This is a genomic window from Kitasatospora sp. NPDC051702 (assembly GCF_040681575.1).
Classification (GTDB): domain Bacteria; phylum Actinomycetota; class Actinomycetes; order Streptomycetales; family Streptomycetaceae; genus Kitasatospora.
In genome coordinates this window covers 107,446-118,540 of sequence record NZ_JBFAZB010000015.1, presented here as the reverse complement: position 1 = coordinate 118,540, position 11,095 = coordinate 107,446, and the positions used below count along the sequence as shown (strand labels likewise).

General features: G+C 75.6%; 5 protein-coding genes and 1 pseudogene. 2 read left to right on the top strand and 4 right to left on the bottom strand.

The genetic code is table 11. The annotated features are described in order from the left end of the window. Positions 1–392: 392 nt before the first annotated feature. On the bottom strand, positions 393–593 hold the full coding sequence (locus AB0N04_RS15705; protein ID WP_360208819.1) for a hypothetical protein: 201 nt from the start codon (positions 591–593) through the stop codon (positions 393–395). Between the two features lie 407 nt (positions 594–1,000). Here AB0N04_RS15705 and AB0N04_RS15700 point away from each other — a divergent pair. Next, positions 1,001–2,251, top strand: a pseudogene (locus AB0N04_RS15700) (serine/threonine-protein kinase); the annotation flags it as partial. Positions 2,252–3,619: 1,368 nt separating this feature from the next. Here AB0N04_RS15700 and AB0N04_RS15695 read toward each other — a convergent pair. Next, the gene (locus tag AB0N04_RS15695) at positions 3,620–4,432 is read right to left on the bottom strand and encodes an RNA methyltransferase (RefSeq protein WP_360208816.1); all 813 of its coding nucleotides are present in this window, start codon (positions 4,430–4,432) and stop codon (positions 3,620–3,622) included. 238 nt (positions 4,433–4,670) lie between these two features. On the opposite strand from AB0N04_RS15695, the gene AB0N04_RS15690 reads away from it, so the two are divergent. After that, the gene (locus AB0N04_RS15690) at positions 4,671–7,274 is read left to right on the top strand and encodes a SpoIIE family protein phosphatase (RefSeq protein WP_360208814.1); all 2,604 of its coding nucleotides are present in this window, start codon (positions 4,671–4,673) and stop codon (positions 7,272–7,274) included. Positions 7,275–7,364: 90 nt separating this feature from the next. On the opposite strand, the gene cobA is transcribed toward AB0N04_RS15690, so the two are convergent. Further along, the gene (gene cobA, locus AB0N04_RS15685) at positions 7,365–8,612 is read right to left on the bottom strand and encodes a uroporphyrinogen-III C-methyltransferase (RefSeq protein WP_360208811.1); all 1,248 of its coding nucleotides are present in this window, start codon (positions 8,610–8,612) and stop codon (positions 7,365–7,367) included. A gap of 111 nt (positions 8,613–8,723) precedes the next feature. After that, a partial coding sequence (gene cobT, locus AB0N04_RS15680; RefSeq protein ID WP_363364467.1) for a nicotinate-nucleotide--dimethylbenzimidazole phosphoribosyltransferase occupies positions 8,724–11,095 on the bottom strand: 2,372 nt, incomplete at its 5' end.

The following is an 11,095-nucleotide window of genomic DNA, read 5'->3' as shown; positions in this document are numbered from 1 at the left end:
GTATCGCGCACAGCAACGGCCGGGGCCGTGATCCGTGAGGATCACGGCCCCGGCCTTTCGGCGTTCCCCCGGCGGTCCGATGACGTCGCGCGGCGGGGCCTCGGAAGGGGGCGTGGGTTCCCGGCGCGGCCCCTGGAGGGGGCTCGTGGGGCCGGGGCCCGGGGCTGCCCGGCCCGGGAAAAGGGAAGAGCCGCGTACGGTCGCCCTCACCGACGTCCGTACGCGGCGTCTCCGCCTGCCGGGGTGCTCTGCGCACCGCTCCTCGCCCGTCCGCGTGTCAACGCGGCCACGGCCTCCCCGGCGGCACTGCTCCCCGTCCCCAGGGGACCAGTGCCCGTTCTGTGGCCGGCCCCTGCGGGCCGGAGTGTGGTTCCCCTCGTGGGTGGTCGCTCTCAGCGCGAGATCAGGTCGGCGACGGCCTGGGCCTGGTTCGCCATCTGGTCCCAACCGCCGAACAGGATCACCAGCAGCACCGCGCAGGGCAGCGCCATGGCGAGCGCCACCGCCGGGTGCCTGGTCGGCTGCTCCGTCGACCGGGACTGGGTGAAGGCCGGCCGACGGCGGCGGGGGGTTCCCGTGAGCTGCGGTGCCATGCCCTTGCTCCTGTGATCCGGTCGAGTTGGCGCGGTGGACGGCTTACCTCGGGGGACGAGCTCCCCGTCCACCGCTGACCACAACGCTATGGCTCGGGGGGCCGTTCGGGCGTCATGCCGTCGTACTGTTCCGCGGGCATCCCGGAGTATGACGCCCGGACTCGGGGCGTACTACCGGAGGGGGAGAGAGCCTTCGCCGCACCCCCGGGGGAACCCTGAGGGGCAACCCCGAGAAACGATCCGGCACCCCTGTGACCTGCGGGTCAACGCAAGATCCGACAATCGCACGGCCGCTTGAGGTGTTGCGTATCAGCACACCGCAGCAGGCAGTCCGTAAGCTGTGCCAGACAGGAACTGACGATGCCCCAACCGACGGGGCCTCACCCACGGGCTGACGGGGACGGAACATGGCGATGATGCGGCTGAGGCGTGAGGACCCCCGCATCGTCGGGCCGTACCGTCTGCACCGGCGACTCGGCGCCGGCGGCATGGGCGTCGTCTACCTCGGCTCCGACCGCCGCGGCCAGCGCGTCGCCCTCAAGCTGATCCGCGCCGAACTCGCCGAGGACCAGGAGTTCCGCACCCGCTTCGCCCGCGAGATCGCCGCCGCCTCCCGCATCCGCGGCGGCTGCACCGCCCGCGTCGTCGGCTCCGACATCGAAGCCGACCGCCCCTGGCTGGCCACCGCCTACGTGCCCGGCCCCTCGCTCTACAAGCGGGTCGGCGACGAAGGGCCGCTCAGCTGGCCGGAGGCCGCCCGGATCGGGGCCGCCCTCGCCGACGGCCTGGTCAAGGTCCACGAGGCCGGGGTCGTCCACCGCGACCTCAAACCCTCCAACATCCTCCTCTCCCCCCGCGGCCCGCGCATCATCGACTTCGGCATCGCCTGGTCCCGCGGCGCCAGCACGCTCACCCACGTCGGCACCGCCGTCGGCTCCCCCGGCTTCCTGGCACCCGAACAGGTCCGCGGCGCCGCCGTCACACCCGCCACCGACGTCTTCGCCTTCGGCGCCACCCTCGCCTACGCGCTCACCGGGGACACCCCGTTCGGATCCGGCGCCTCCTCCGAGGTCATGCTCTACCGGGTCGTCCACGAGGAACCCGACCTCTCCGCGCTACCGCCGCAGCTGGCCCCCCTCATCCGGGCCTGCCTCGCCAAGGAGGCCGCCGAGCGGCCCGGCGCCGCCGCCCTGCACGAGCGGCTCAGCGAACTCGCCGCCCGCGGCGCGGCCGCCGGTGCCCCTCGCGCCACCCGGCCCGGACCGGGCCGCGGCGCGCCGCCCGCACCCGCACCGGGGGGACCGCCCGCGCCCGACGCGGCGCGGCACGGCGTACCCGCACCCGGGCGCTCGCCCGAACCCGCGGCGGCCCGGCCCCGCGCGGCGGCGACGCGCCGCCCGCAGGGGTCCGCGGCACCGCTCCCCCGCCCCGAGCCCACCCCGGTGACCCGACGGCTGCAGGAACGCCCGCAGACCCCGCCGCCCGGCCGTCCCGGGCCCCGCGACCGGGGACGCCCCCGCGACCGCCAGCACACTCCCGCCCCCGGCGGCGGGCGCCCCGGCAGCGCCCGGCAGCGGCTGCTGCGGCAGCGGATCGTCGTCTTCGTCACCGTGACGATCGGCGTCGCCCTCGCCATCGCCGCCGCCCAGGGCTGCGAGAACCGCAGCAACCAGGGTCTGCGGCCCCCGGCCTCCCCGGCCGTCAGCGCACCGGCTGCGCCGAGCGGGTCGGCGGGTGGTTCGGTGGGCGGTTCGGTGGGCGGGACCTCCGTGGACGGGGCCGCCGCGCCACCGGCCGCCGCCCAGCCCCAGGCCACGCCGCTCGCGGCGCCGGCGGCCGTCCGGCCCGGGGAAAGCGCGCTGGCTCCCCCGCAGGGAACGGGCCCGGCCGTGGACTGGCCCAACCGCAGCTACCCCGACGGCGCCGGCGGGCCCGGCATCGCCCTGCGGGACGGCCGATCGGTCGGCGGCGGCCCGCAGGTCACCCTCAGCGCGGTACTGCCGGCCCGGTACAAGGGCTCCCCGGCGACGGTGGTCGTCCTGCGCCGGACCGAGGGCTCGGTTCCCGTGGACCTCGTCCAGCTCTTCGCCTTCAGCGGGGACACCCCGGCCGCGGCCTCCTCCCGCTCCTCCGCGGCCGACCCGCAGGCGGCGGCCGCCTGGCGGCTCGACGGCGGCACGGTCGTCCGTGACGAACGCGCGCCCGGCGGCGCCGTCACCTCCACGCGCTACACCGTCCGCGCCGACGGCACCCTGGAGGAGTCCTGGCCCGGCGCCTCCACCCCCGGCACCCCACCGCCCGCCGCCGCCCCACCCCCGCCGACCTCCCCCACCGGCTGACCCCACAACCACCCAGGAAGTCGGCCCGGCCGACTTTTCGTGCCCCGGGTGAACCCACCGGCATCGAGTCCCCCCATTACCAACCCGACTACCTCACCCAAAAGTCGGCCAGACCGACTTCCCACGCCCGACGCGAACCACCGGGACCATCACGGGCATCGGATCCGCAGGAAGTCAGGCAGGCCGACTTCCCACGCCCGAAGCAGACCCTGAAAGCATCGCCGCCCGCGAAGTCCGGCGGGGCGACTTTTCATGTGCGAGGAGAAACGCCGAAGTGCCGCGGGCACGGGCTGCAGCGATCTGCTGCCTACCGGCGCGGGAAGTCGGACGGGCCGACGTCTCCTGCTGGGGTAGTACCGGATCCGCGCCGGCCGCCCAGGGCATCCCGCATGGGAAGTCGGACAGGCCGACTTCCTGCAGCCGAAGAGCAGCCCGGAAGTCGGGCGGGCGACCGTTCGCGGCCGCAGGGAGCCGCCGAAGTGCCGCGGGCACCGGACGGGGTGGGCCTGCCGTTCGGCCGGGTGGGAAGTCGGGCGGGGCGATGTCTCGTGCTGGGGGTGAAGCGCCCGGATCCGGGTCGAGCGGCTGGGGGTCTTGCGTGGGAGGTCGGGGAGGGCGACGTCCTGTGCGCGAGGCGACGGCTGGGGGCTGCCGCCTGGTGGGGCGGCTTTTCGGTCGGCGGCGGGGTCAGGGGGTGGGGGCGGTGACGGCGTAGAAGGACACTGCGGCGGCGGCGCCGACGTTCAGGGAGTCGATGCCGTGCGCCATCGGGATGCGGACGGGGTGGTCGGCGGCCGCCAGGGCCGCGCGGGTCAGGCCGTCGCCCTCGGCGCCGAGCATCAGGGCGGCCCTGGGGAGCCGGTGCGGGGAGAGGGTGGCGAGGTCGACGGCGGTGTCGGCGGGGGTGAGGGCCAACAGGGTGAACCCGGCGGTGCGCACCGCGTCCAGGGCCGCGGGCCAGGGATCGAGTCGGGCGTAGGGCACCGCGAACACGGCCCCCATCGAGACCTTGACGGCGCGCCGGTAGAGCGGGTCGGCGCAGTCCGGCGAGAGCAGGACGGCGTCCATGCCGAGCGCGGCCGCGCTGCGGAAGATGGCGCCGAGGTTGGTGTGGTCGACCAGGCCCTCCAGGACGGCGACCCGGCGGGCCCCGGCGAGCAGCTCGGCGGCCTCCGGCAGCGGCTTGCGCTCCATCGAGGCGAGGGCGCCGCGGTGCACGTGGTAGCCGGTGACGGCCTCGGCGAGCCCCGGCTCGACGACGTGCACGGGGGCGTCGGCCTCGGCGATGACGTCGGCCATCACGTCCAGCCACTTGGCGGTCAGCAGCATCGACCGCATCCGGTAGCCGGCGGCGAGGGCGCGGCGGATGACCTTCTCCCCCTCGGCGATGAACAGGCCCTCGGCGGGTTCGCGCCGGCGGCGCAGTTCGACGTCGGTGAGGCCGGTGTAGTCGCCGAGGCGAGGGTCGGCGGGGTCGGTGATGGCACGGGGTTCGGACACCCTGCGATCTTGCCAAGGCGGGGCGGCGAAGGCCAAACGGCCCAAGCGGTCGGATCCGCTGGCCTTGGCTCTCCGCCAGCCATAGTGCAAATATGACCGTATGGCCCGTTTTCCGGGTCGATCCTGGGCTCCGTCGGCCTCTGGTGCTACTGGTTCCGCCGGCCCCTCCGGTGGGCGCCCATACGGTCGGCAACAGCTGCCACGCGCGAAACGGCCGTGGCCCGTCAAGCACCGGTCGGTGGCCGGGCAGGTCTTCGCGCTGCAGATCCTCGTCGTGCTGCTGCTCGTGGTGGCGGCCGCGGTGGCTCTGGTGGTGCAGTCCCGCAACGACGCGAACAACGAGGCCCGCAACCGGTCGGTGGCGGTCGCACAGACCTTCGCCAACTCGCCGGGCATCGTGGCGGCGCTGCGCTCCCCCGATCCCACCGCGATCCTGCAGCCGAAGACGCAGTCCGCGCGGGTCGCGGCGGGCGTCGACTTCATCGTCGTGCTGAACAACGACGGCATCCGGCTGACCCACCCCAACCCCGCCAGGATCGGCCAGAAGTTCATCGGCACCTACGAGCCCGCCCTCCAGGGCCAGGTGGTGACCGAGGAGGTCACCGGCACCCTCGGCCCGCTGGTCCAGGCGGTCGTCCCGGTCTACGCGCCGGACGGCTCGGTGGCCGGGATGGTCTCGGCCGGCATCACGCTGGCCAACGTGAGCACCGCGAGCGAGCGCCAGCTACCGGTGGTGCTGGGCGCCGCCGCGGGCGCGGTCGGGCTCGCCACGCTCGGCACCGCGCTGATCAGCCGGCGGCTGCGGCGGCAGACCCACGGGCTGGGCCCGGAGGAAATGACCCGCATGTACGAGCACCACGCGGCCGTGCTGCACGCGGTGCGCGAGGGCGTCATGATCGTCGGCGGCGACGGGCGGCTGATCCTCTGCAACGACGAGGCCCGGCGGCTGCTGGACCTGCCGGCGGACGCCGAGGGCCGGCCCGTCACCGAGCTGGGCCTGGAACCGGCCCCGCTGGAGCTGCTCACCGCCGACCGCCAGGTCACCGACGAGGTGGTCATGGCCGGGGAGCGGCTGCTGGCCGTGAACGTCCGGCTGACCAGTACGGCGGGCGGTCCGCAGGGCTGCGTCGCCACGCTGCGCGACTCCACCGAACTCCTCGCGCTCTCCGGCCGGGCGGAGGTCGCCCAGCGCCGGCTGCGGCTGCTCTACGACGCCGGGGTGACGGTGGGCAGCTCGCTGGACGTGACGCGCACGGCGGAGGAGCTGGCGCAGGTGGCGGTGCCGCGGTTCGCGGACTTCGTCACCGTGGACCTGGCGGAGCAGGTGCTGGCCGGCGAGGAGCCGCCGCCGGGCCCCTCGATGGGACGGATGCGGCGCGCCGCGTTCGCCGGGATCCGGGACGACGCGCCCTTCTACCCGGTGGACACCGTGCTGGACGTGGTGCCGGAGACGCCGCTGGCCGGGGCCCTGCACAGCGGCAGACCCGGGCTGGAGCCCCGGCTGGCGGACGCCCGGGACTGGCGCGAGCAGGATCCGGAGCGGTCCGCGAGGGTGCTGGCGTACGGGGTCCACTCGCTGGTGCGGGTGCCGCTGCGGGCCCGCGGGGTGCTGCTGGGGGTGGCCCGGTTCTGGCGCTCGGACCGGCCCGAGCCGTTCGAGACGGACGACGTGGCGCTGGCCGAGGAGCTGGTGTCGCACGCGGCGGTGTGCATCGACAACGCCCGCCGCTACACCCGCGAGCACGCGATGGCGGTGACCCTCCAGCACAGCCTGCTGCCGCGCAACCTGCCCGCGCAGAACGCGCTGGACGTCGCGCACCGCTACCTGCCGGCCCAGGCCGGTGTCGGCGGCGACTGGTTCGACGTGATCCCGCTGCCGGGCGCACGGGTGGCGCTGGTGGTCGGGGACGTGGTGGGGCACGGCCTGCACGCGGCGGCGACGATGGGGCGGCTGCGGACGGCGATCCACAACTTCTCGACCCTGGACCTGCCACCGGACGAACTGCTCGGGCACCTGGACGAGCTGGTCAACCGGATCGACCAGGACGAGTCCGCGAGCGGCTCGGACGCGGCGCTCGCCGGGGCGACCTGCCTCTACGCGATCTACGACCCGGTGGCGCGCCGGTGCACGATGGCCAGCGCCGGGCACCCGCCGCCGGCCGTGGTGGCCCCGGACGGCCGGGTGGTGTTCCCGGAGCTGGCCACCGGCCCGCCGCTGGGGCTGGCGGTGCTGCCGTTCGAGACCGTCGAGCTGGACCTGGCGGAGGGCAGCCGCCTGGTGCTGTACACCGACGGCCTGGTGGAGGACCGCCAACGGGACATCGACGAGGGGCTGGAGCTGCTGCGCGCGGCGCTGACCGGGCCGCCGCGCACGCCGGAGCAGACCTGCGCGGACGTGCTCGGGGCGATGCTCCCGGAGCGCCCGCTGGACGACATCGCCCTGCTGGTGGCCCGGACCAGGGGGCTGGCACCGGACCAGGTGGCGGAGTGGGAGGTGCCCTCCGACCCGGCCGCGGTGGGCGCCGTGCGGTCGTCGGTGGCGGAGCGGCTGGCGTCGTGGGGGCTGGACGAGGCGGCGTTCGTCACCGAGCTGATCCTGAGCGAGCTGGTGACCAACGCGATCCGCTACGGCTCCGGGCCGATCCGGGTGCGGCTGCTCCGGGACCGCGCGCTGATCTGCGAGGTCTCGGATGGCAGCAGCACCTCGCCGCACCTGAAGTACGCGGCGACCACGGACGAGGGCGGGCGCGGGCTGTTCCTGGTCGCCCAGTTCGCGGACCGCTGGGGGACGCGCTACACGGCGACGGGCAAGGTGATCTGGACGGAGCAGCCGCTGGAGTAGCCCGCCAGGGGCCCGGCCGCCGGTGCGGCGTCCCCGCGCGGCTCCGGGGGCGGGGCCTGACCCGTCGCCCGCCCCGGAACCGCGCGGCGCTCAGCTGCGGAAGGCCGCCGCGAGCACGTTGACCACGTCGCCGACGACGATCACCGCCGGCGGCTTGATCCGCTCCGCCTCGACCACGGCGGCGACGGTGGCCAGGGTCGCGTCCACCCGCCGCTGGGCGGCGGTGGTGCCCTCCTGGACGATCGCCACCGGGGTGTCGGCCGGGCGCCCGTGCTCCACCAGGCGGGCGGCGATCGCACCGATCTTGTCCACCGCCATCAGCAGCACCAGCGTGCCGCTCATCTGCGCGGCGGCCGCCCAGTTGGTCAGCGAGCGCTCGTCGTCCGGGCCGACGTGGCCGGAGATGACGGTGAACTCGTGCGTCATGCCCCGGTGGGTGACCGGCACGCCCGCCGCCGCCGGGACGCTGATCGAGCTGGAGATGCCGGGCACCACGGTGACCGGCAGCCCGGCCTCCGCGCAGGCCAGCAGCTCCTCGCCGCCGCGCCCGAAGACGTACGGGTCGCCGCCCTTGAGCCGGACCACGAACTTGCCGGCCTTGGCGTGCTCGACGAGCGTCCGGTTGATCGCCTCCTGGGCCATGAACCGGCCGTACGGGATCTTGGACGCGTCGATCACCTCGACGTGCTCGGGCAGCTCGGCGAGCAGCTCGCGCGGGGCCAGCCGGTCGGTGACCACCACGTCGGCGTCGGCGAGCAGCCGGCGGCCGCGCACGGTGATCAGGTCCGGGTCGCCCGGGCCGCCGCCGACCAGGGCCACGCCGGCACCGTGCGCACGGAACTGGCGGGCGGCCAGCGAGCCGTCCCGCAGGCCGTCCACGATGGCGTCGCGCAGGCCCGCCGAGTGGCGCGGGTCGCCGGTGAGCACCGCGACGGTGGCACCCGCGTCCCGGCCGCTGGCCGGCGTCCAGGCGGTGGCGGCGGAGGCGTCGTCGCTGCGGGCGCAGAACACCCGCTCGCGCTCGGCCTCGGCGCTGACCGCCCCGTTGACCTCCGGGTCGTCGGTGGCGACCAGGGCGTACCAGGCACCGGCCAGGTCGCCGTCCCGGTACGGGCGGGCGTGCCAGGTCAGCTCGCCGGCGTCGGCCATGGCCTGGACGGCAGGGGTGGTGGCCGGCGATATCAGGTGCAGGTCCGCACCCGTGGCGATCAGCGCCGGGAGCCGGCGCTGCGCGACCTGGCCGCCGCCGACCACGACCACGCGGCGGCCGGCGAGCAGCAGGCCGACCGGGTAGGGCGTGCGTCCTTCGGTGCTGGGGTGCGGGGTGGGCGCGGTCATCGGCGCTGCTCCTGGATCGGGGGTGCGGGTGTGGGGGTGGGGGTACGACGTGACGCCGCTCCGCGGACCGGCGCGCCCTCGGGCCGGTCCGCGGAGCGGTGACGGGGTGCGTCAGGCCTTCTCGGTGACCCCGGCGGAGTCGAAGGTGGCTACATCGTGCATCGCCCGGGCCGCACTCTGCACCAGCGGCAGGGCCAGCAGGGCACCGGTGCCCTCGCCGAGCCGCAGGTCCAGGTCGATCAGCGGACGCAGGCCGAGCTTCGCCAGCGCCGCCTGGTGGCCGGGTTCGGCCGAGCGGTGGCCGGCGATGCAGGCGGCCAGCACCTCGGGGGCGATCGCCTTGGCCGCCAGCGCCGCCGAGCCCGCGATGACCCCGTCCAGGACCACCGGGGTGCGCAGCGAGGCGGCGCCCAGCAGGAAGCCGGCGATCGCGGCGTGCTCCAGTCCGCCGACGGCGGCGAGGACGCCGATCGGGTCCGCCGGGTCGGGCTGGTGCAGGGCCAGCGCGGCGCGGATGACCTCGATCTTGCGGGCGTGGGTCTCGTCGTCGATGCCGGTGCCGCGGCCGGTGACCTCGGCCGGGTCCAGGCCGGTGAAGACCGAGATCAGGGCGGCCGAGGCGGTGGTGTTGGCGATCCCCATGTCGCCGGTGACCAGCGCCTTGTTACCGGCGGCTACCAGGTCGCGGGCGGTCTCGATGCCGACCTCGACGGCCTGCAGGACCTCCTCGCGGGTCATCGCCGGGCCCTGGGTCATGTCGGCCGTACCGGGCCGGACCTTGCGCGGCAGCAGACCGGTGGTGCGGCCCTGCTGGATGGCGTCCGGCAGCTCGGCGGCCACGCCGACGTCGACCACGCAGACCTCGGTGCCGATCTGCTTGGCGAAGGAGTTGATCACCGCTCCCCCGGCCAGGAAGTTGCCGACCATCTGGGCGGTCACCTCCTGCGGCCAGGGGGTGACGCCCTGGGCGTGCACGCCGTGGTCCGCGGCGAAGATCGCCACGCAGGCGGGCTCCGGGATCGGCGGCGGGCACTTGCGGGACAGCCCGGACAGCTGCGCGGAGATGATCTCCAGCATGCCGAGCGATCCGGCCGGCTTGGTCATCCGCTTCTGGCGGTCCCAGGCCTCGCCGAGCGCCTTGGCGTCCAGCGGGCGGATCCCGCGCAGCGTCTCGGCGAGCAGGCTCTGCGGCTCCTCGCCCGGCAGGGCGCGGTTGCCGTACTGCTCCTCGTGGACGACCCAGGACAGCGGGCGCTTCTTCGCCCAGCCCTGCTGCTCCAGCTCGGGCTCGTCCGGGAAGCTGTCGACGAAGCCGACGCAGAGGTAGGCGACGACCTCCAGGTGCTCGGGCAGACCGAGCTCGCGGACCAGCTCCTCGTCGTCGAAGAAGCTCACCCAGCCGACGCCCAGGCCCTCGGCGCGGGCGGCCAGCCAGAGGTTCTCGACGGCCAGGGCGGCCGAGTACGGGGCCATCTGGGGCTGGGTGTGCCGGCCCAGCGTGTGCCGGCCGCCGCGGGTGCGGTCGGCGGTCACCACGATGTTGACCGGCGTGTCGAGGATGGCCTCGATCTTGATTTCCTTGAACTGCTTGGCCCGGCCCTTGGGCAGCGAGTCCGCGTACGCCTCGCGCTGGCGCTCGGCCAGGGCGTGCATCCGGCGACGGGTCTTCGCCGAACGGATCACCACGAAGTCCCAGGGCTGGGAGTAGCCGACGCTGGGCGCGGTGTGGGCCGCCTCCAGGACGCGGATCAGCACCTCGTGCGGGATCGCGTCCGGGCGGAAGCCGTTGCGGATGTCACGGCGCTCGCGGATCACCTGGTGGACGGCCTCGCGGCCGGCCTCGTCGAAGCCGGGGGCGGCCGGGCCGCGCGGCTCGGCAGGCTCCTCGACGGCCGCCTCGGCCGCGGGCTGCTCCTCCGGCTGCTCGGCGGACTGGCCGGCGGGCTGCTCGGGCGCCCCGGCGTCGGCGGCCACGGCCTCCGCCGCGGCGGCCTCGGCGGCGGGCGCCTCGGTCGCCGGCGCCTCCACGGCCTCCACGGCCTGCTGGGGCTGCTCGGCCTGCTCGGCGGCCGGGGCCGCCTCCTGACCGGCCTCCGCCGTGGTGGGCACCTCGGCCTCGACGGCGGGCTCGGCGGCGGGTTCGGCAGCGACCTCGGCCACGGCCTCGGGGGCCTGCTCCACGACCGCCTCGGCGACGGGCTGCGCCTCCGGGACCTCCTGCACCGCAGGGGCCTCGGCCGACTCCACCGACTCCACGGCCTCGACGACCACGGGCACCTCGGCGGCGGCCTCGACGACGGGCGCCTCACCCTCGGCGACGGGAGCCGCCTCGGGGGCGGACTGCGGTGCGGCGCCCTCGGCGACGACCTCGGCCGCGGGCTCGGCGGCGACCTCGGCCACGGCCTCGGGGGCCTGCTCCACGACCGCCTCGGCGACGGGCTGCGCCTCCGGGACCTCCTGCACCGCAGGGGCCTCGGCCGACT

Excerpts from the sequence above, each read along its gene's own strand:
- cobA (WP_360208811.1), bottom strand. The coding sequence starts at position 8,612 with ATGACCGCGCCCACCCCGCACCCCAGCACCGAAGGACGCACGCCCTAC.
- AB0N04_RS15705 (WP_360208819.1), bottom strand. The coding sequence starts at position 593 with ATGGCACCGCAGCTCACGGGAACCCCCCGCCGCCGTCGGCCGGCCTTC.